The following is a 19,002-nucleotide window of genomic DNA, read 5'->3' on the forward strand; positions in this document are numbered from 1 at the left end:
CGCCCATGCGCGCCGATCAGTAAGGCATCTTGCTCTGCTGGGCGGTCTTCGGTTGGTCCGCCGTCTCCTCGGGCCAGCCCGTGCCGGCCTCCCCGTCGTGGCGGTGCCGGTTCCTGAACGGCATCCGCTCCTGGAGCGGGCCCACCTTGGACCGCGCCGTCTCCCCGGCCTTCGACATCTGCGCGCCGACCACCCCCGCGGCCTCCTGCACCCTCGGGTTGTCGGCAACACGCTGTGCCGTCCGCTTGATCTGCTCGTATCGCTCACGGCCTGCCCGGCTGCCGAGCACATAGCCGACAGCCAGTCCCATGACGAATGGCATTCGATATCGCATGTTGCACCTCCGCTCCCACGGCACTACCCGGATCACGATGCGACACGCACTCCGCGAGTGCGCTAATCTATTCCTGCGCACGACGGACGGGGCCAAACCCCCGCCGATCAGCGCCATCGTACGATCCCGCGTAGCTCAACGGCAGAGCAGCCGGCTGTTAACCGGCAGGTTAGAGGTTCGAGTCCTCTCGCGGGAGCCATTACAGAAGGCCCTCTCCTGATTACGGGAGAGGGCCTTCGTGCTGTCCGGGGTGCTGTCGCCCAGCACCCCTGTCGGCGCTTCGTCGCCCACCGGCCCCCTGGCCGTCCCGCCAGCCGTTGCCGCCCGTGCCGGCCAGGGGAACAGCCCGGGGCGGCTGGTCAATCCACGCACCCTGGCTCGGCCTGACGTACCACCGGCGCTGGGCGAACCCATTCCTGGCAGGAATATGTGCCGTGCCAAATAGGTATTTGGGGCACGGATCGGACTGCTGTTAGCGTCGTGCCAACGGTCCGTACGGCGCTCTCACGGATCACCGACCGCTCTGCGAGATCAGGCGGCGTTCCCATGAATCCGTCGAATCCTGGTCATATCAGCGTGCACTGCCCACGGCTGTCGCTGACATCCTCACTGGAGGTAATTACCATGCGCGTGTTCGTCACCGGTGCGTCGGGATGGGTCGGCTCCGCGGTCGTCCCCGAGCTCATCGGAGCGGGGCACGAGGTCACCGGGCTTGCCCGGTCCGACGCGTCGGCCGCCGCCGTCGAGGCGCAGGGCGCCACGGTCGTCCGCGGGTCGATCGAGGACCTCGACGTGCTGCGCGAGGCGGCTGCGGCGGCCGACGCCGTCGTTCACCTCGCCTTCCGGCACGACATCGCCTTCGCCGGGCGCTTCGACGAGGCCGTCGCGTCGGACGTCGCCGCGATCGAGGCCCTGGGGTCGGGGCTGCCGTCCGGCGGGGCGATCACCATCGCCGCGGGCATCCTCGGGCTCGCGCAGGACGGGGTGGCCCGCGCCACCGAGCGTGCCCTGCCCGCCCCGGGCGGAGTGAGCGAAGCGCGCAATCCTCCGAACGACGCCGTCTTCGCTCTCGCCGAGCACGGGCTGCGGCCGTCGGTCGTGCGTCTGTCGCCGACCGTCCACGGCGAGGGCGACGGCGGGTTCGTTTCCAGCCTCATCGACATCGCCCGCAAGCAGGGGGTCTCCGGCTACCCGGGCGACGGGGCATCGCGCTGGCCGACGGTGCACGTCCGCGACGCCGCGCGCCTGTTCCGGCTGGCGATCGAGGCGGCACCGGCGGGATCCATGCTGCACGCCGTGGCCGACGAGGGCATCCCGGTGCGTGACATCGCCGAGGCCATCGGACGCCACCTCGACGTCCCGGTGCGCTCGATCCCGGCCGAGCAGGTCGACGAGCACTTCGGTTTCCTCGCGATGTTCCTTCGCATCGACGGCCCGACCTCGAGCGCCCTCACCCGCGAGCTGACGGGCTGGGCGCCGCGCGAGCCGGGCCTGCTCGAGGACCTGGACCAGGGCCACTACTTCGCGCCCGGCCCGGGCGGCAAGTGGGGGTGATCCCGACGCCGCCGGGGACCCGTGCGTGACGCAGCGCGATGGAGATCGTGCCCGCCGGCGATGCGAGCTGACCGAAACCCGATCGAACGGAGGCACGGACATGACCGGATTCCAGACCATTCTGGGTGAGCGGTCCTTCCTCGCGGGAGCACGCTGGCGAGGGGAACGGGTGTGGGTCACCGACTGCTACGCCTACGAAGTCGTCAGCGCCCTCGAGGACGGCTCCGACCAGCGTGTCGAGGCCACCGTCGAGGGCCAGCCGTCGGGCCTGGGGTTTCTGCCCGACGGGCGGCTGCTGGTCGTCTCGATGCTCGACAACCGCATCCTGCGCAAGGAGGCTGACGGCACCCTGGTCACCCACGCCGACCTCAACGGTCTGGCCGCGGGCGAGATCAACGACATGGCGGTCGACGCCCAGGGCCGCTGCTGGGTCGGCTGTTTCGGGTTCGACCTGACCAACGGGGCGCAGTACGCGCCGGCACCCCTGATTCGGGTCGGCACCGACGGCACGGCGACGGTTGTGGCCGAGGGGCTGGCCTTTCCGAACGGCGCGATCTGCGACGGGGAGACCCTGGTCGTCGCCGAGACCTTCGCAAGCCGGATCGCGGCGTTCGACGTCACGAGCGACGGTTCCCTGGTCAACCGGCGGCTGTGGGCGAAGTTCGGGGAGGAGCCCGACGGCGACGGGCTCACCCGGCTGAGGGCGGCGGACGTTGCCGCCGACGGTCTGACCGAGCGCGACGAGGAGAGGGCGATCTGGGTCGCCGACCCCACCCACCGCCGGGCGCTGCGCGTTGCCGAGGGCGGCGAGGTGCTCGACGAGGTGGTGGTCGACGGTCTCGGCGTCTACGCCGTCGCGCTCGGCGGAGTCGACGGTCGCACCCTGTTCCTGACGGTGTCGCCGAACCAGCTCAAGCATGAACGGGCGCACACCCGCGACTCGATGCTGATCTCGCGGCGCGTGGACGTGCCGCTGGCATCGAGTTCGTTGCAGCCCGCCGGGCGACCCCGAGCGACGCCGACGTCGAAGGCTAGGCGCCTGGCGCTCGGCCCGCACATCGTGGAATCGAGGTTCGATGAGCGCTGAGGAGAATGCGCGACCGGATCCGTCCGCCGAGCGCCGTCTCGAGGCCCTCCTTGAGCGGCACGCCGCCCGGGGTCCGGCGGAGCCGACGCCCCAGCGGATTCTCCTGCGAGGGGGATCGGTGCTGTCGATGGACAGTGACGTGGGCGACTTCGCCGTCGGCGACGTGCTGATCGTCGGGGACCGTATCGCCGAGGTAGGGGCCTCGATCTCCGCGCCGGAGGCGGTCGTCATCGACGCGCGTGACCACATCGTCATGCCGGGCTTCTGTGACCCGCACATCCACTGCTGGGAGGGGTCACTCGGCCGGATCATCCCGGAGAACATCCCCCAGACGACCGAAGACGCCATCGGTGGGGCCCCGGTCTCGGGCCGCAGCTACATGTACGCCGCCCATCGGGCATTCGCTCCGGCGTGCCGGCCTGAGGACATCTACGCGGGCACGCTGAACACCCTGCTGGCCGCACTCAACGGGGGGATCACCACGGTCGTCGACAACATGCACAACGCCCGCTCGCCCGAGCACTCGGATGCCGGGGTCGAGGCGCTCCTCGCGTCCGGGATCCGGGGTGTGCACGCCATCGGACGCCCCCGCGCGGGCGCCTGGGCCGGCACGTTCCCGGGAGATGCCCGGCGGCTGCGGGACCGGTACTTCCGTGGCGACGACGACCTGTGCTCGATGCGTCTGTTCGCGACCGGTTTCGACGACCTCACCGATCTCCTGCCTGTCCGCAAAGACCTCGATCTATGGTTCTCCTTCGACAGCGGAATCGAGAAGCAGGACCTCGCGCAGTTGTACGCGAAGGGATCCCTCGATGGCCGGGAGGCGATCAATCACGCCAATTTCCTCTCCCCTGAGCAACGCCAGATCGTGATCGACAACGGGGCGCAGGTCAATGTGTGCCCCCGTATCGAGTCCCAGTTCCGATACGGCCGGATTCCGTACAACGAATGGGTCGAGCAGGGGCTACGGCCGGGCCTGAGCAATGACAATCCGATGACCTACGCGATCGACATGTTCGCCGAGATGCGCGCGCTCTACCTGATGCAGCGAGTCGACCAGCACCGTTCCGGGAGCGTTTCGGCGACGCTGCGGGAGATCCTGCAGTCCGCCACGCAGCAGGGCGCGGACAACTGCGGGGTGGGGGACGTCGCGGGCTCCCTGACCCCGGGCAAGAAGGCCGACGTCATCCTCGTCGACACGTCGGCGCCGCATCTTTTCCCCCGGAACAACGTGCCGGCCTCGATCGTGCAGGGCGCCGGGGTCGAGTCCGTCACCGCCGTGCTGGTGAACGGCCGTGTCGTCAAGTGGGACGGCCGCCTGATCGGCGTCGACCTGGGCGAGGTCCGGCGCCGGGTGCAGGAGTCCCACGACTACCTGATCAACGCAGTGAACTGGCCCCACGCCGCCGTCGACTTCGACGACTAGCGAAGCAGGCTGAATCCGCTCCATCGTCTCGTGCGCTGCGGTGTGTCCCATCGCCACGAGCTCACCAAGGATGCCTTCATCATGAGCCAATCATCGTCGGCCGAGGCCGAACGGAGGGCCAGGCGGAACATCCGCCTGGGGTCGCTGGGCGCCGCGCTCGAATACTACGACTTCGTCGTCTACCTCTATCTGACGACCTTGATCGGCCAGGCTTTCTTCCCGGCGGGCATGTCGCCGACGATGAGGCTGGTCCAGACCCTCGCCATCTACTCGACCGGTCTCCTGATCAGGCCGATCGCCGGGATCCTCATCGCCAGGGTCGCCGACCGGGTCGGACGGAAGCGGCTGTTCATCCTGACCGTGGTCGTCATGTCTGTTTCCACGCTGCTCATCGGGCTGCTGCCGACCTACGACCAGATCGGCTGGCCCGCGCCGGTGCTGCTGTTGCTGCTGCGGGTCGCCCAAGGCTGTGCGGTGGGTGGGGAACTCCCCGCGGCCGCGGTCTTCGTCACCGAGCACGCCCGGCCGAACGGCGTCGCGCGGGCGGGCGCGTTCCAGCAGATGACGGCGTACAGCGGATTCCTGCTCGGCGCGGGTGCGGCATTCGCGGCCGGCCTCGTGGCGACGCAGCTGACGCCGGACCTGCCCTCGCTCGCGTGGCGCCTTCCGTTCATCGCCGGCGGCCTGCTCGGCGTCGTGTCGATCTACCTGCGACGCAGGATCGACGAGACGCCCGCGTTCGTGCGCGAGACCCTGGAAGAGGGCAGGCGTCCGGCCGCTCCGGTCCGTGAGGTGCTCAGCACGCATCGCCGCGCGGTCCTGTACGCAGGACTCCTCGCCGTCGCCCTGACGCTGGTGAACGTCACCTACTTCAACTACTGGCCGACCTACCTGCAGACGGTCCTCGGCTACTCCTCGACGACGTCGCTGGTCATCAGCCTGGTCTCGATCGCGGGTGCGATGGCGTCCATGCCCGCCTGGGGTTACGTCGCCGACCGGTACGGCTGGAGCCGGATGCTGCTCTGGGCCGGACTGTCGACCGCGGCGACTGCGGTGCTGCTGCTGGTGGTCCTTCCCACTCTGCCTCCGGATTCCGGACTCGCCGTGTGGATCCACCTGCCCGCGGCGCTGACGGCCGGCGGGATCCCGGCCTCCGTCCCGGGCATGGTCTCGGTGATCTTCCCCACCGAGGTGCGGCAGACCGGCTACTCGGTGCCGTACAACATCGTCATCGCGGTGCTCGGCGGCTTCCTCAACCTCATCCTGGTGTGGCTGGTGGCGAGCGTCGGTCACGGGGCGCCGATGTACGTCGTGCTGGTCGCGTGCGGCCTGACGATCGTCGCCGCCTTCGTCGTCCTGCGGGTCCGCATCTACCTCGGCCGAGGAGCCCGCCCGACCCAGGGCTTCTCGAAGGCCGGTGCCCCCGCGGCCATCGGCGTCGCGGCGGAGACCGGATGAGCGGGCGGTCCCGGCGTGCGGAGCTCGGATTCGAGGGAGAGATGTCATGAAGTGGGTTACCTACGAGGCAGGCGACGGCGTCCGCACCGGCGTGCTCGACGGCGGATCCGTCCGAGGGCTCGCCGCGGGCACGACCCTGGAAGGGCTGCTGGCGAGCGGCGGTCTCACCGAGGCGGGAGAGGACGCGTGGCGCGCGCCTGCGGAGGTCCGCGAGCTGGCCGAGGTCCGGCTGCTCGCCCCGCTCCGTCGTCCGCCGTCGGTACGGGACGGGCTGTGCTTCCTCGACCACCTTCGCGGGTGCTACCGGGCACTCGGCCGGGACGTCGAGCTGGCCGAGGTGTGGTCGCGGAGCCCGGCCTTCTACTTCGCCAACGCGGACGCGATCGTCGGGCCGTACGATGACGTCCCGATCTCGCCGGGTTCCACGATGTTCGACCTCGAGCTGGAGCTGGGCGCCGTGATCGGGCGGGGTGGCCGCGACCTGCACCCGGACCGGGCCGAGGAGCACATCGCCGGCTTCACCCTCTACAACGACTGGACCGCGCGCGACCACCAGGTCGTGGACATGGCCCAGGGCATCGGGATGGCCAAGAGCAAGGACAGCGCCATCACGCTGGGGCCGGCGCTGGTCACCGTCGACGAGCTCGAGCCGTACCGCCGCGACGGACGTCTGATGCTCGAGCTGTCCGCGACGGTCAACGGCGAGGAGCTGACCCGCGGCACCCTCGCCCAGATGGACTGGACCTTCGGCGAACTCCTCGCCTACATCTCGCGGGGGACCGACCTCACGCCCGGGGCGGTGATCGGGTCCGGCACGGTTCCCGGCGGCTGCCTGCTCGAACACGTCGACACCCCCGGGCTGGCGGATTTCAAGCGCTGGCTGCGGGCGGGAGACGTGGTGAGCCTCAGTGGGGTGGGGCTGGGCGAGACCCGGCAGACCGTGACGCAGGGGATCGACGTGATCCCGCTGCGAGCCGACGGCTGACCATGCCGATCAGGAAGGACACCTAGGTGGGTTTCACATTCCGGCGGGTCGTGACCGGCCACTCCGTGGACGGGAAGGCCGTCGTCAGGTCGGACGAGATCGTCGGCTCGACACCGCGCCTGCCCGGGTACGAGGCGCGGGTCGTGTGGTGCACGGGGCAACTCCCCGCCAGCAACGACGAGGACCGGTTCGACGACGGAGCCCCGGGTCCCAAGGGCTCTCGCGTGCTCTTCCGCGTCGCGGAGTTCGACCCGGCGGAGGCCGAGCACACGAACATGCATCGCACCGAGACACAGGACGTCGCCCTGGTGCTCTCGGGCCGGCTCGACATGGTCCTCGACAGCGGTGAGGTCGTCGAACGGCTGACCGCGGGCGACTTCCTGATCCAGCGGGGCACCATGCACTCCTGGGTCGCGCGGGGCGACGAGCCGGTACGGGTGCTGTTCGTGCTGATCGACGCGCTGCCCGTCCATGTCGGGGGCGTCACCCTTGGCGAGGACCTGTCAGCGTTGGGCGGACGGGTGTCGCCCATGCCGCAGGGCGGCGGCGATCCCGAATGACGCCAAGCCCGGTCGGCGTCCTGCACCACCCCACTGGAGGAGGAGTCCATGTCGGACATCGATGACACCGTCGAGCGCTGGCTGAGCCGGTACGCCTCGCCCGAAGCGAACGTCGCGATCCTGCTGTGCGACCGCCACGACCCGGACGCCGTCGCGTTCCGGTTCGTGGACGAGGACCTGTACGGGTCGGCGATGACCTACGGTGAACTCGCCGACCGGTCCCGGCGCCTCGCGACGGCCCTCGCGGACCGGGGGGTGCAGCGCGAGGACCGGGTGGCGGTCCTGATGTCCAAGCGGCCCGAACTCGTCGTCGCGCTGCTGGCGCTCTGGCGGCTGGGTGCGGTGTACGTGCCGCTGTTCACGGCCTTCGCGGACGGCGCGATCCGCCTGCGGGTCGAGAGCGCGAGCGCGAGCCTGATCATCACCGAGCCCGGGCAGCGGGCGAAGCTGGACTCCCTCAAGGGCGTCGACGTGCTCGAGACCGGCGCGGACTTCGACCGGCTCGTCACCGACAGCGCCCCGTCGACCACGTCCGAGACCGTCGGCGGCGACGGGGCCTTCCTGCAGCTCTACACCAGCGGCACGACCGGGAGCCCGAAAGGGGTCGTCGTCCCCGTGCGGGCGCTCACCGCCTTCCACAGCTACCTGCACTACGGGCTCGACGTGCGGGCGGAGGACGTCTATTGGAACGCGGCGGATCCGGGCTGGGCCTACGGGCTCTACTACGGCATCGTCGCGTCGATGGCAGGCGGGCGGGCCAGCCTGTTGTTCCGCGGGGCGTTCACCCCGGAATCGACGGCAGCGGTGATGCGGCGGTTCGGCGTCACCAACTTCGCCGGTGCCCCGACCGTGTACCGGGCGATGATGAAGGCGGCGACGGCCGGGCGGATCCCGCTGCGGCGGGCCTCGTCGGCCGGAGAGCCGCTCACCCCGGACGTGGTGGGGTGGGGTGAGACGACGTTCGGAGTCCCGATCGGGGACCACTACGGCCAGACCGAGTTGGGCATGGCGATCGGCAACCACTGGCATGACGACGTCGTGCGGCCGATCCGGGCGGGCTCGATGGGACATCCCCTGCCCGGCGTCGTCGCCGGGATCGTCGACGGTCAGATCGCCGTCGACGCGCCCGCGAGTCCGCTGTTCTGGTTCGGCGGCTACCAGGACGCGCCGGAGAGCACGGCCGATCGCTTCACCGGGGCCGGACGGTGGTACCTGACCGGCGACACCGGCCGCGTGGACGAGGACGGGTACTTCTTCTTCAGTGCCCGCGACGACGACGTCATCCTTGCCTCGGGATACCGCATCGGTCCCTTCGACGTCGAGAGCGTGTTGATCACCCACCCCGCGGTCACCGACGTCGCCGTGGTCGGCGGGCCGGACCCGGAGGGCATCCGCGGGGAGGTCGTCGAGGCGTTCGTCGTCACGAGCGCCTCGCCGGAAACGCGCGACGCGCTGGCCAGGGAACTCCAGTCCCTCGTCCGGGACACGTATTCGCGGCACGCCTACCCTCGTGTCATCCACTTCGTCGAGGCGCTGCCGAAGACGCCGAGCGGCAAGATCCAGCGCTTCCTACTGCGGCGCAGGTGAGCGCCGTGCCGCGCCACTGACCCGCCCGAACCGTCGGTCGTTCCATCGCGTCCCGGGTCTGCCGGGCCCCAGCGGCATTCCCTGAGGGAATACGTCTGTTATACGGTCTGAGGTGCGATCGTGCGACGCTCCTGCCGGGAACGTCGGCGCGGCCGATCGGTCGGGTACGGGGTGATGCGATGGACATCCGGCAGATCCAGCACTTCTCGACGATCGTCCGCGAGGGAAGTTTCAGTCGCGCGGCCCGCAAGCTGCACATCGGCCAGCCCGCTCTCAGCAAGCAGATCCAGGCGCTCGAGCGTGAGCTGGGCGTCGAGCTACTCGTGCGGCTTCCCGATGGCGTCCGTCCGACGTTCGCGGGCGCCCGCCTGGATGAGATGGCCCAGACCCTCCTCACCTACGTGGACGACATCAGGTCGGCGGTTCGGGAGGCGGCCGCGTCGCTGGTGGGAACCGTGCGGCTCGGCCTGTCGCCGTCGCTCGTCTCCGGGCTGGCGGGCTACCTGCAGGGGAGGTTCGCCGAGGAGCATCCGCAGGCCCGCGTCGAGATCGTCGAGGGCTTGCCGATGTTCCTCACGGAATGGGTCGAGGAAGGGCGCTTGGACCTCGGCATCTTCACTCATCAGCCGGGTCACGCGAACCCGCATCTGTCCTTCACCGAAGTCGGTCTCGACGAGATGCTGCTCGTCGCGAAGCAGGGCACGCTCTCCGGCATCGGAGACCACGTCACCCCGAGTGTGCTGCAGTCCCTTCGGCTGGTCCTGACCCCGGGCTTCCGCGATCTCCTGCGCGCGAGCGTGGAGCTGGGGCAGGCCTCGGATGACATCGGTTCTCGAACCGACTCCATCCACATGGTCAGGGATCTCGTGGCGCGGGGTGAGTACTGCTCCGTCCTGCCGTACACCTTCGTCCGGAACGACCTGGACGCGGGCATCCTCACTGCCGTGGCGTTCGCGCCTGTGCTGGAGCGGCGGCTCGTGGCGGTGACCCGCGCGGGACGTCAGCCCTCGCCCGCCGTGCGGGCCGTCATCGAGATGGCCCGGCTTCGACTCGGCGAGCTCACCGAACTCCGTACATCGACCGGGCCCGATCGGCGAGCGCACCCGCCGGTGGATCGGTGAAGCCCATGTCTTTGGGTGGGACATCTCCACCGACAAGATCGTTCATGGCATCCCCTGGGCATGGGCAGCTTGCCGCCTGGCGTGGGTTTCACTCCATGTAGTCACAAGGTCACACACTTTGATGTTTCGCCGGACAAGCGGGGCTTCGAGGGTTAAGGATGGGGGTCGCCGCGTCGGTCAGCCCCATGGCCGGCGCGGCAGCCGCGGACAAGCTGACGAGGTGGCGTGGAGAGGGCGCCGCCGACAGGAGGATGTCGCCGACCCGGAATCGGCGGGGTGCTCCGTGAAGCGAAAAGTGCTGGTTGCTGCGTGCCTACCTGGATCAGATCCCTGCGTCCCTTCGATGCCCTGGCTCTGCCCGGCGTCATCGAGCGTACGACCGACCTTCGTGAGGCGGAGCGCTTCATCAGGCTCTTCCACGGCGAGCATCCGTCCGAGGGCGGGATGCACGCGCGCCTGCGTGATGTGGGCAGGGACATCGCCCGCCACGGAACCTACGTGCACACCTTCGAGGAGTTGCAGTTCGGCGCCCGGGTGGCCTGGCGGAACAGCAATCGCTGCATCGGCCGTCTCTACTGGAAGTCGCTGCGGGTGCGCGATCGGCGGGACGTCGCCGGTGCGGAGGGGGTGGCTCTGGAGTGCGTCGCGCATCTGCGGGAGGCCACCGGTGACGGCAAGATCAGGCCGACGATCACTGTCTTTCCGCCCGACGTGCCCGGTCGGCGGGCGCCGCGGGTGCTGAACGAGCAGCTCATCCGCTATGCCGGGCATCGGACCAGAGGTGGTTCGGTCATCGGCGACCCTCGTCAGGCCGAGCTGACCGCGCTGGCCCGGGAGTTGGGGTGGCGGGGCGGGCTGGGGCGGTTCGACGTGTTGCCGCTGATCATCGATCCCGGTTTGGGCGGGCCGCTGCTGTGCAATCTGCCGGGTGACGCGGTGCTGGAGGTGCCGATCGTGCATCCGGTGTATCCGTGGTTCGCCGAGCTCGGGCTGCGCTGGCACGCGGTGCCCGCGATCTCCGGCATGTGCCTGGAGATCGGCGGCGTCTGTTATCCGTGCGCGCCGTTCAACGGCTGGTACATGGGGGCCGAGATCGGCGCGCGCAACCTCGCGGACACCGACCGCTATGACCAGCTTCCCGTGGTCGCCGAGCGGCTCGGCCTGGACACCTCCACCGAGCGCTCGCTCTGGCGCGACCACGCGCTGGTGGAGCTGAACGTGGCGGTGCTGCACTCGTTCGAGGCGGCGGGGGTGACGATGACGGACCACCACACGGAGTCCGGCCGGTTCCTGACCCACCTGGAGCGCGAGGAGAAGGCGGGCCGTACCTGCCCGGCGGAGTGGTCGTGGATCGTCCCGCCCATCTCGGGCGGCGCGACCCCCGTCTTCCACCGCTCCTACGACAACCCCACCCTCACCCCCAACTTCGTGCCGGGTCACTGAGCTTGCGTGTCCCTCCTAGAACATGGTTCTGTTGCCCCATGGCCGAACTCGTACTCTCCTCGCTCGACCGAGGCGTGCTGACCCTCACCTTCAACCGCCCGGACCGGCTCAACGCCTGGACCGACGCCATGGGGCGCAGATACTTCGACCTTCTGACCGAGGCGGAGCGCGATCCCGAGGTGCGAGCCGTCGTGGTGACCGGGGCGGGCAAGGGCTTCTGCGCCGGCGCGGACTTCGAGGCGCTGACCTCGATCCAGGCGGGGACCTACGCCGAGCCGCCGGACCCCCGGCCCGCCACCTTCCCCACCACGATCGGCAAGCCGATCATCGCCGCCGTCAACGGCGCGTGCGCCGGGCTCGGCATGGTGCACGCCCTGGTCTGCGACCTTGTCTTCACCTCCGAAGAGGCCAAGTGGACCACCGCCTTCGCCCGGCGCGGGCTCATCGCGGAGTACGGCCTGTCGTGGGTCCTGCCGCGCGTCATGGGTCAGCAGAAGGCCATGGACCTGCTGCTGTCGGGCCGGACCTTCACCGGGAAGGAGGCCGTGGAGCTGTCCCTCGCCAACCGGGCCGTGCCGGCCGGCGAACTTCTGGAGGCCGCCCGGTCCTACGCCGGGGAGCTGGCCCAGTACAGCTCGCCGACGTCGATGTCCATCATCAAGCGCCAGGTGTGGTCCGACTGGACGACGACCCTTGAGGAGTCGGCCAAGGCCGCCACCCAGGAGATGCTCGCGTCCTTCCAGCGCCCCGACTTCGCCGAGGGCGTGGCGAGCTTCCTGGAGCGCCGCGACCCCGACTTCCCGCCGCTCTGAGCCGACCGGTCGGCGGGGGCGTGCCCTTCGTCGCGGTGAGAGGTCAGGACAGGCGGTGGGCGCCCTTGGCCGGGGTGGCGGGCAGGAAGCGGGGCGGCGTCCAGGAGCGTTCGGCGTAGGCGGCGGCGACGGACTCGCGCACGCTGTCCAGCCGGTCCTCGTCGACCAGGGCGATCGCGGACCCGCCGAAGCCGCCGCCCGTCATCCGGGCGCCCCGCGCGCCGCCGCGCACGGCCGCCTCCACGGCCACGTCCAGCTCCGGCGAGGACACCTCGTACTGGTCGCGCAGCGACAGGTGCGAGGCGTTCAGCAGCGCGCCGATCTCGCGCGTGGCGCCCGCGCGCAGCAGCCCGACCAGGGCCTCCACCCGGTGGCTCTCCGTCACCACGTGCATGACCCGCTTACGCTCGTCGCCCTGCAGCCGCTCCAGCGCGCCCGCCAGGTCGGTGACGTCGCGCAGCGCGTCGACGCCCAGCTTGCGGGCCGCCGACTCGCACTCCGCCCGGCGCTTGGCGTACTCGCCGCCGGCGTGCTCGTGGTGCACCTGCGTGTCGATGATGAGGATGCGCAGATCGTGCGCGGCCAGGTCGAGCGGGATGGAGCGGGAGCCCAGAGTGCGGCAGTCGAGGAACAGCGCGTGGCCCTCCTCGCACAGCGCCGAGGCGGCCTGGTCCATGATGCCGCAGGGCATGCCGACGAAGTCGTTCTCGGCGCGCTGGCTGAGCAGCGCGATCTCCATGGGGGTCAGGCCGAGGTCGTGCAGCTCGTTGAGCGCCGAGGCGACGGACACCTCCAGGGCGGCGCTGGAGCTGAGGCCGGCGCCCTGCGGCACGTCGCCGTCGAGGGCGATGTCGGCCCCGCGCACCCGGTGGCCGAGCATGGCCAGCACGCCGACCGCATAGCGGGTCCAGCCCGTGGCCTCCTCGCGGGTGGCCAGGGTGATGGGCTCGGTGGTGGAGCCCTGGAGGGACAGCAGGCGGATCGTCTGGTCCGGGCGCGGGCTGACGGCGGCCGTGACACCCCACGGGACCGCGAACGGCAGCACGAAGCCGTCGTTGTAGTCGGTGTGCTCGCCGATCAGGTTCACCCGGCCGGGAGCGCGCCAGACGGTCTCGGGGTCGGCGCCGAACGCGGCACGAAAAGCTTCAACAACGCGCATAACCCAACACTCCTCAACAAGGGCCCGACCGTAGACTAGCGCCAACAGGCGGTGCGACGGCACGAGGAGGACTGTGGAGGAGCTGCTGGATCCCGCGCTCGGCTCTGTACGGGTCTTCCTGGTGCATGACGACAACAAGGCGCGCAAACTCCGCTACAACCTCGGCCCCGCCCGGATCCTCACCTTCGGCGGCGCCTACTCCGGCCACATCAGGGCCGTGGCGGCGGCGGGCCTGCGGCACGGGTTCGAGACCATCGGGGTGATCCGCGGCGAGGAGCACCTGCCGCTGAACCCGTCGCTGGCCCACGCCGTGGCCTGCGGGATGCGGCTCGACTATCTGGATCGGGCGGCGTACCGGCTCAAGCACACGCCCGAGACGCAGGCGCGGCTGCGGGAGCGGTGGGGGGACGTGACGATCCTGCCCGAGGGCGGGAGCAACGCGGCGGCCGTGCGCGGGTGCGCCGAGCTGCCGGGGGAGCTCGGCGGGGACTACGACGTGATCTGCTGTCCGGTGGGCACCGGGGGGACGCTGGCCGGGATCGCGGCGGGGCTGCCCGAGGGGAGGCGGGCGCTCGGGTTCGCGGTGCTGAAGGGGGCCGGGTTCCTGGCGGGGGAGGTGGCCAGGTTGCAGCGGGAGGCGTACGGGCGGGTCTGGTCGAACTGGTCGATCAACCTCGACTACCACTTCGGCGGCTACGCCCGCACAACACCCGCTTTGCAGCGATTTATCGCGAAATATCAGGTGGAGGGGGTGTATGTGGCGAAGATGCTGTACGGCATTCTCGACCTCGTACGGCAGGGCGCCTTCCCCGGCGGCACCCGGATCGTCGCCGTCGTCACCGGTCAGCCGCTGACGTCCGTCGCCGAGTGCGGCGCCCCCACCGGCTTGGACTCGGGCGAGCCGCGCTGGCGCAGATAGATGGAGAGCACCACCATCGACAGCACCGCCAGCAGCTCCGACTGCCAGTTCTGCAGGCTTCTGTCCCAGAATTCCGGCGAAGTGACGTACGCACTCCAGCCGATGGGGTCGCGCAGGTCGGCGAGCCGCTCGGAGTTGTACGCCGCCTGCCCCGCGACCGACTGCGCCAGCCACGACAGCAGGAATACGGTCCCCATGGCCAGCCCCAGCGAGTTGCTGTAGAGCCTGAGCCGCCAGCCCTTCACCCTGGCCCACGCGGGCGAGTCGGCCTCGGCGTAAGGGCCGATCCGCTGCTCCTCGTCGGACTCGGCCCCTTCCCTGCCAGGCTCCTTCGACTCCGGCGAGCCTCGCTGCACCATCCAGATGGTGAGCATGATGAACAGCAGGAACTGCAGATACTCCGACTGCCAGTTCTCCGCCACGTCCACGGCGAAGGAGGACGAGGTCACGTACGTGAGAAAGGAGACCGCTTCCCCGCCTTCGACAAGCTGCTGCTCGTTGTAGTGCAGCATCCCCGCCAGCGCCTGACCCGCCAAGGAGAGCAGGAACAGCACCAGGAAGGTCAACGAGAGCGCGTTGTCCTTGATCCGGCTCATAGCCGCGAAAGTCCGATCACGAAGACGAAGACCAGGCCGGACACGATCACGAGCACGGTCAGCGCGAACATCACCCGCATCAGCTCTCCACCTCACAGTCGTAGGGCAGATCGCGCACCGGACGGCAACCGGCGGCCTTGACCCGCCAGCCGTCGCGGTAGTGATGCAGGAACAGGGTGTCGCCCGCGAGTCGCACCTGGGCCTCGTCGCCCCAGACGCTCACCTCGGAGACGCCGCCGCCGGCGCCCAGATCGAGCTCACGCAGCGCCTCGGCGCAGCTCTGGCCGGGATCGGGCAGCTTGTCGGCGGTCCGCTTCGCGAGCAGGGCGCAGGCGGCGTCCGGCCGCTGGGCGGCGAGGGCGGCGTGGAACCGCTCCGCGGCGCGTGCCGGGCCCGCCGTGTCGACCGAGCAGCCGGCGACCAGGACGGTGGCGAGCGCGACAGCGAAAGAGAGCCGCATGCGATTCTGCTACCCATTCGGTGATCGGGCATGCTGGTGCGGTGAAGAGGACCGACACGCCGACCTCCTGGGACGAGCGCACCACACTGGCCACATTCCACGACTACGTCCGCGCGACGGTGCTCGCCAAATGCGAGGGGCTGAGCAGCGAGGACGCTCGACGGGCGCCGCTGGACACCTCGCCGCTGATGACGGTGGCCGGCATCGTCAACCACCTGCGCTGGAACGAGCACTGGTGGTTCGAGGTGATGTTCCTGGGGGACGAGGACCGGGGGCCGTGGACCGACGAGGACCCCGACGCCGAGTTCAAGGTCGCGCTGACGATGCCGCTGGGACGCCTCCTGGTGGAGTACGAGGCGCAGTGCGAGCGGGTCCGGGAGCGCATCGCCGGCATTGACCTGGACACCCTGTCGAAGGGCAAGGACAGCAAGGGCGGCCATCTCACCCTGCGCTGGGTGATCGGCCACATGACCGAGGAGACCGCCCGCCACAACGGCCACCTTGACATCTTGCGCGAACTGATCGACGGCACCACAGGCGCCTAGCCGCCGTCGCCCTTGACCATGGTCTGGGTGTGGATACGTGCCCAGACCTTGTGGCCGATGGTGTCGTTGCCCTCGTGGCCGGTCTGGTCGGCGATGGCGGCGACGATGGCCAGGCCCCGCCCGTGCTCCGCGTTCGTGCGGCAGCGTCTGGCGAAGCGCGGGGTGGGGCCCCAGCCGCAGTCGTAGACGGCCAGGGTGATGGCGGCGATGGTGCGGGTGATCTCGACGACGAAGGTGCCGTGCGGGCCTCCGCTGCTGCTGTGCTGGAGGGCGTTGGTGGCGAGCTCGGCGACGATGAGCTCGGCGTCGTCCCGGTGGGGGGAGTCGGCCAGGAGGTAGCGGGCGAAGTACCGGGCGTGCGGGATCTGGTCGGGAGCGCCGGGGAAGGTGCGCCGCCAGCGGAGGCCGCCGGGGTACAGGGCGATCATCGCGTCGACGTGTTCGGGTTTGATCGGGCTCTGAGCGCGTTGCCGGGGGACGAGCGCGTGCACGTTGTCGGTCGAGGTCATGGGGGATCGGGCTCCGTTTCGTCGGTGTGGCCGTAGGAGAAGGAAACGGTGGCGGGGTGGGTGCTGGCAGACCTTCGCGTCGGCGTTCGTCCGGTCGTGCCGGGTCGGCCGGGTCGCTGGTCGTCTTCTGGTCGTTCTGGCTTGTGGTGGGCCTGGTCGGGGCTCGATCATCGACAATGAGTGTTCGTACGGTTGCTCAACGTTGGGTGGTGGGGTTGTGGGGCGGCCTGAGTTGGTACGGGCGCGTAAGCGGCTGGGGATGAGCCAGGAGGAGGCCGCCGAGGCGTTGCTGGTGACGCCGACGACGTTGAGCCGGTGGGAGCGGGGCGCGCAGGATGTGCGGCCGGTGTATCGGGCGCGGATCGCCCAGGTGTTCGGCGTGGGTGGGGCCGAGGTGGAGCGGTGGCTGCAATGTTCGGACCCGGTCGGCACCGAGGTATGGCCGTTGCCGGACTTCAGCGACATGACCATCGCGGCTACGGTGAAATCCGCCGCGAAGCTGTGGAGGGGCGAATTGGACCTCGAACGACGCCATCTGCTGGCCACCCTGCCCTTCGTCCCCGCCGCGCTCGACGGCTGGTTGTCCGAATGGAGTTACGGTCCGGCGGTCGGGTCGGCGGCAGGCCAAGGGGCGGGTCGTGCGGTGGGGCTGTCGGACGTCAGGCGGATCAACGAGAGCTGGCGCATGTTCAGCCAGATCGATCACCTTTATGGCAGCCGGGTGGCCCGGCCCGCCGTGGTGGACTACTTGAACACCACCGTCGCGCCGCTGCTGCGCGGCACCTACGACCACGCGGTCGGAGCCGAGCTGCTGGCCGCCGCCGCTGGGATGATCTCGTTCGTCGGCTGGACGTCGTTCGACGCGGGTCACCACGGGCAGGCGCAGCATTACTACGGGCAGGCGCTCAAGCTGGCGAAGATCGCCGATGATCCGCTGGCGGGAGCGCGGGTGCTGACGGCGATGACCCGCCAGGCGATTCACCTCGGGCAGCCTCAGTACGCCGCCATGCTCGGCCGCGCGACGGTCGAGAGCGCACGAAAGGGCGGGGCGTCACCCCGGGTCATGGCGCTGATGCTGATCAGGGAGGCCTGGAGCGCAGCGCTACGAGCCCGCCCGGCCCAGACCGGCGACACCTATGCCGCCGAGCGGATCAAGCGGCTGATCGGCGAGGCCGAGGACGCGTACGCGCACGGCAGGACCGATCGTGATCCGCATTGGATCACCAAGTATGAGGAGCCTGAGCTGCGTGCGGAGGTGGGGGCCACCTGGCACCTTCTCGGAGCGCACGACCGGGCGGCGGACTGCGCGGAGGGCGTAACCCGGGACTTCGCCGTCTCCCGTCCCCGCTCGGCGCAGCTCAACCAGCTCGCCGCCGCCAACGCCTACCTGGGGAAAGGCGAGATGGAGCAGGCCGTTGACCGCGTCCGAGCCGCCGTCCCCATAGCCGGTTCCTTTGCTTCGACACGTCTTGTCGAGAGCATCCGGCAGTTCGACAAGCGGCTGAAGCCGTACGAGAGCACCGTTCAGGTGCGGGAGTTCCGCGCCTACCTCGACCGGCAGTTGGCCTCCTGAATCCACGTCAACTCGGGTGCTATTCCTCCAGGAGGAGGTGAGTCGCCTCCGCACGGTGTACGGAGAAATGTTGCATCTCTTCGGTGAGGTCGTCGATGCCGCCCGGTTCGTCGTCGGGCAGCGGATTGTGCTCGGCCCACTGACGTAGGCGGGTCAGGCCGGAGATCAAATCTGTCACGACGTCCTGCTTTCCCAGGGTTCGGAGCGTTTGGATCGACGTTCATCCGGCCGGGCCGCCGTGACCGCCGGAAAGAGGTGTCCTAGCCGAGTTGGTCGAGCACAGGGGTGACCAGGTCGTTCAGCTCGCGTACCAGGACTGTGACCGCTCGTTCGGCGCTCTGCTCCACCTGGTCGTGCGGGCCTTCCGGCTCCGGGGGGAGGTCGCCGAGGGGCACCGGGACGTCGATGAGGAGGCTGGCTCGTACGAACGGGTGCCGGGCCAGGTCCTGCTGGGTGGGCTCGACGTACTGGCCGAAGACCTCCTGCCAGCCGAGCCAGCCGCGGTCCCGCCACCACGTCCGGGAGTCGGTGAGCGGCGCGGGCAGTGGGGAGGCGACCCGGATGCGCGCGTTGAGCGTGCCGTCCCAGGTGTTGCGGACGCAGGTGGCCTCCAGGACCCGCCGGTCCCAGCGCACATAGCCGGGTGACAGCGACGGCGGCGTGGCGAGCCGCCACGCCGCGCAGGCGAACCTGACGGGCGCGATGTCGCCCCACTCGAACTCGTCGAGATTCTTGCGTACGTGTACGGAGAAGCGCCCGTCACGGTCCCTGTCGAACTCCTGGTCGATCCAGAACGCTTTGGCCATGAGGTCTACGCTACGGCGCGGCCCGCTCCTCGCGCCGGGGCACCCGCGATCAAGCAGTATCCGGATTG

20 protein-coding genes and 1 tRNA gene are annotated in these 19,002 nt (G+C 69.9%); 14 read left to right on the top strand and 7 right to left on the bottom strand.

All coding sequences use genetic code 11. The features are described 5' to 3' along the window. Positions 1-16 precede the first annotated feature (16 nt). Complete coding sequence (locus OHA68_RS25980; RefSeq protein WP_189139470.1) at positions 17-334, bottom strand: YtxH domain-containing protein; 318 nt, start codon at positions 332-334, stop codon at positions 17-19. Positions 335-458: 124 nt separating this feature from the next. On the opposite strand from OHA68_RS25980, the gene OHA68_RS25985 reads away from it, so the two are divergent. From OHA68_RS25985 to OHA68_RS26035, 11 genes are all read left to right on the top strand, one after another. After that, positions 459-533, top strand: a tRNA-Asn gene (locus tag OHA68_RS25985). A 425-nt stretch (positions 534-958) separates the two neighbouring features. Further along, entirely contained in the window at positions 959-1,888 is a 930-nt protein-coding gene (locus OHA68_RS25990; protein ID WP_327102560.1) for an SDR family oxidoreductase, read from the top strand. A gap of 100 nt (positions 1,889-1,988) precedes the next feature. Continuing rightward, positions 1,989-2,975, top strand: coding sequence for an SMP-30/gluconolactonase/LRE family protein (locus OHA68_RS25995; protein ID WP_327102561.1), 987 nt, complete (start codon positions 1,989-1,991; stop codon positions 2,973-2,975). Next, positions 2,965-4,401, top strand: a complete 1,437-nt coding sequence (locus OHA68_RS26000; protein WP_327102562.1) for an amidohydrolase family protein — start codon at positions 2,965-2,967, stop codon at positions 4,399-4,401. Before OHA68_RS25995 ends, OHA68_RS26000 begins: the two co-directional genes overlap by 11 nt. A gap of 81 nt (positions 4,402-4,482) precedes the next feature. Further along, the gene (locus OHA68_RS26005) at positions 4,483-5,859 is read left to right on the top strand and encodes an MFS transporter (RefSeq protein WP_327102563.1); all 1,377 of its coding nucleotides are present in this window, start codon (positions 4,483-4,485) and stop codon (positions 5,857-5,859) included. Positions 5,860-5,905: 46 nt separating this feature from the next. Beyond that, complete coding sequence (locus tag OHA68_RS26010; protein ID WP_327102564.1) at positions 5,906-6,844, top strand: fumarylacetoacetate hydrolase family protein; 939 nt, start codon at positions 5,906-5,908, stop codon at positions 6,842-6,844. Positions 6,845-6,870: 26 nt separating this feature from the next. Next, a complete protein-coding gene (locus tag OHA68_RS26015) occupies positions 6,871-7,404 on the top strand; it encodes a cupin domain-containing protein (RefSeq protein WP_327102565.1) in 534 nt (177 codons plus the stop codon). A 48-nt stretch (positions 7,405-7,452) separates the two neighbouring features. Continuing rightward, a complete protein-coding gene (locus OHA68_RS26020) occupies positions 7,453-8,991 on the top strand; it encodes an AMP-binding protein (RefSeq protein ID WP_327102566.1) in 1,539 nt (512 codons plus the stop codon). A 179-nt stretch (positions 8,992-9,170) separates the two neighbouring features. After that, on the top strand, positions 9,171-10,112 hold the full coding sequence (locus OHA68_RS26025; RefSeq protein ID WP_327102567.1) for a LysR family transcriptional regulator: 942 nt from the start codon (positions 9,171-9,173) through the stop codon (positions 10,110-10,112). Between the two features lie 309 nt (positions 10,113-10,421). Then, a complete protein-coding gene (locus OHA68_RS26030) occupies positions 10,422-11,555 on the top strand; it encodes a nitric oxide synthase oxygenase (protein ID WP_327102568.1) in 1,134 nt (377 codons plus the stop codon). 38 nt (positions 11,556-11,593) lie between these two features. Then, positions 11,594-12,367 (top strand): enoyl-CoA hydratase-related protein, encoded by a 774-nt coding sequence (locus OHA68_RS26035; RefSeq protein WP_327102569.1) that lies wholly within the window; start codon positions 11,594-11,596, stop codon positions 12,365-12,367. A 43-nt stretch (positions 12,368-12,410) separates the two neighbouring features. Here OHA68_RS26035 and galK read toward each other — a convergent pair whose 3' ends face one another. After that, positions 12,411-13,526 carry a galactokinase gene (gene galK, locus OHA68_RS26040; RefSeq protein WP_327102570.1) on the bottom strand — a complete coding sequence of 372 codons (1,116 nt, stop codon included), beginning with the start codon at positions 13,524-13,526 and terminating at the stop codon, positions 12,411-12,413. A 73-nt stretch (positions 13,527-13,599) separates the two neighbouring features. Here galK and OHA68_RS26045 point away from each other — a divergent pair, with 73 nt between their 5' ends. After that, complete coding sequence (locus tag OHA68_RS26045; RefSeq protein ID WP_327102571.1) at positions 13,600-14,445, top strand: 1-aminocyclopropane-1-carboxylate deaminase/D-cysteine desulfhydrase; 846 nt, start codon at positions 13,600-13,602, stop codon at positions 14,443-14,445. Here the strand turns inward: OHA68_RS26045 and OHA68_RS26050 are convergent. Both OHA68_RS26050 and OHA68_RS26055 read right to left on the bottom strand, forming a co-directional pair. After that, positions 14,370-15,041 carry a DUF6766 family protein gene (locus OHA68_RS26050; protein ID WP_189139484.1) on the bottom strand — a complete coding sequence of 224 codons (672 nt, stop codon included), beginning with the start codon at positions 15,039-15,041 and terminating at the stop codon, positions 14,370-14,372. The genes OHA68_RS26045 and OHA68_RS26050 overlap by 76 nt on opposite strands. 79 nt (positions 15,042-15,120) lie before the next feature. After that, positions 15,121-15,501, bottom strand: a complete 381-nt coding sequence (locus OHA68_RS26055) for a hypothetical protein (protein ID WP_327102572.1) — start codon at positions 15,499-15,501, stop codon at positions 15,121-15,123. A 41-nt stretch (positions 15,502-15,542) separates the two neighbouring features. On the opposite strand from OHA68_RS26055, the gene OHA68_RS26060 reads away from it, so the two are divergent. After that, positions 15,543-16,046 carry a DinB family protein gene (locus tag OHA68_RS26060; protein ID WP_327102573.1) on the top strand — a complete coding sequence of 168 codons (504 nt, stop codon included), beginning with the start codon at positions 15,543-15,545 and terminating at the stop codon, positions 16,044-16,046. On the opposite strand, the gene OHA68_RS26065 is transcribed toward OHA68_RS26060, so the two are convergent. After that, positions 16,043-16,555 (bottom strand): ATP-binding protein, encoded by a 513-nt coding sequence (locus tag OHA68_RS26065; RefSeq protein ID WP_327102574.1) that lies wholly within the window; start codon positions 16,553-16,555, stop codon positions 16,043-16,045. The genes OHA68_RS26060 and OHA68_RS26065 overlap by 4 nt on opposite strands. Positions 16,556-16,772: 217 nt before the next feature. Between OHA68_RS26065 and OHA68_RS26070 the strand changes: the two genes are divergently transcribed. Then, entirely contained in the window at positions 16,773-18,128 is a 1,356-nt protein-coding gene (locus OHA68_RS26070) for a helix-turn-helix transcriptional regulator (RefSeq protein WP_327102575.1), read from the top strand. Between the two features lie 19 nt (positions 18,129-18,147). On the opposite strand, the gene OHA68_RS26075 is transcribed toward OHA68_RS26070, so the two are convergent. Together OHA68_RS26075 and OHA68_RS26080 are read right to left on the bottom strand one after the other, a co-directional pair. Continuing rightward, the gene (locus OHA68_RS26075) at positions 18,148-18,306 is read right to left on the bottom strand and encodes a hypothetical protein (RefSeq protein ID WP_327102576.1); all 159 of its coding nucleotides are present in this window, start codon (positions 18,304-18,306) and stop codon (positions 18,148-18,150) included. Positions 18,307-18,388: 82 nt separating this feature from the next. Next, the gene (locus OHA68_RS26080) at positions 18,389-18,934 is read right to left on the bottom strand and encodes a hypothetical protein (RefSeq protein ID WP_327102577.1); all 546 of its coding nucleotides are present in this window, start codon (positions 18,932-18,934) and stop codon (positions 18,389-18,391) included. Between the last annotated feature and the right edge of the window lie 68 nt (positions 18,935-19,002).

The organism is Nonomuraea glycinis (genome assembly GCF_035920485.1).
Taxonomy (GTDB): domain Bacteria; phylum Actinomycetota; class Actinomycetes; order Streptosporangiales; family Streptosporangiaceae; genus Nonomuraea; species Nonomuraea glycinis.

Excerpts from the sequence above, each read along its gene's own strand:
- OHA68_RS25980 (WP_189139470.1), bottom strand. The coding sequence starts at position 334 with ATGCGATATCGAATGCCATTCGTCATGGGACTGGCTGTCGGCTATGTG.
- OHA68_RS26020 (WP_327102566.1), top strand. The coding sequence starts at position 7,453 with ATGTCGGACATCGATGACACCGTCGAGCGCTGGCTGAGCCGGTACGCC.
- galK (WP_327102570.1), bottom strand. The coding sequence starts at position 13,526 with ATGCGCGTTGTTGAAGCTTTTCGTGCCGCGTTCGGCGCCGACCCCGAG.
- OHA68_RS26000 (WP_327102562.1), top strand. The coding sequence starts at position 2,965 with ATGAGCGCTGAGGAGAATGCGCGACCGGATCCGTCCGCCGAGCGCCGT.
- OHA68_RS25995 (WP_327102561.1), top strand. The coding sequence starts at position 1,989 with ATGACCGGATTCCAGACCATTCTGGGTGAGCGGTCCTTCCTCGCGGGA.
- OHA68_RS26055 (WP_327102572.1), bottom strand. The coding sequence starts at position 15,501 with ATGCGGCTCTCTTTCGCTGTCGCGCTCGCCACCGTCCTGGTCGCCGGC.
- OHA68_RS26005 (WP_327102563.1), top strand. The coding sequence starts at position 4,483 with ATGAGCCAATCATCGTCGGCCGAGGCCGAACGGAGGGCCAGGCGGAAC.
- OHA68_RS25990 (WP_327102560.1), top strand. The coding sequence starts at position 959 with ATGCGCGTGTTCGTCACCGGTGCGTCGGGATGGGTCGGCTCCGCGGTC.
- OHA68_RS26010 (WP_327102564.1), top strand. The coding sequence starts at position 5,906 with ATGAAGTGGGTTACCTACGAGGCAGGCGACGGCGTCCGCACCGGCGTG.
- OHA68_RS26080 (WP_327102577.1), bottom strand. The coding sequence starts at position 18,934 with ATGGCCAAAGCGTTCTGGATCGACCAGGAGTTCGACAGGGACCGTGAC.
- OHA68_RS26050 (WP_189139484.1), bottom strand. The coding sequence starts at position 15,041 with ATGAGCCGGATCAAGGACAACGCGCTCTCGTTGACCTTCCTGGTGCTG.
- OHA68_RS26025 (WP_327102567.1), top strand. The coding sequence starts at position 9,171 with ATGGACATCCGGCAGATCCAGCACTTCTCGACGATCGTCCGCGAGGGA.
- OHA68_RS26035 (WP_327102569.1), top strand. The coding sequence starts at position 11,594 with ATGGCCGAACTCGTACTCTCCTCGCTCGACCGAGGCGTGCTGACCCTC.
- OHA68_RS26065 (WP_327102574.1), bottom strand. The coding sequence starts at position 16,555 with ATGACCTCGACCGACAACGTGCACGCGCTCGTCCCCCGGCAACGCGCT.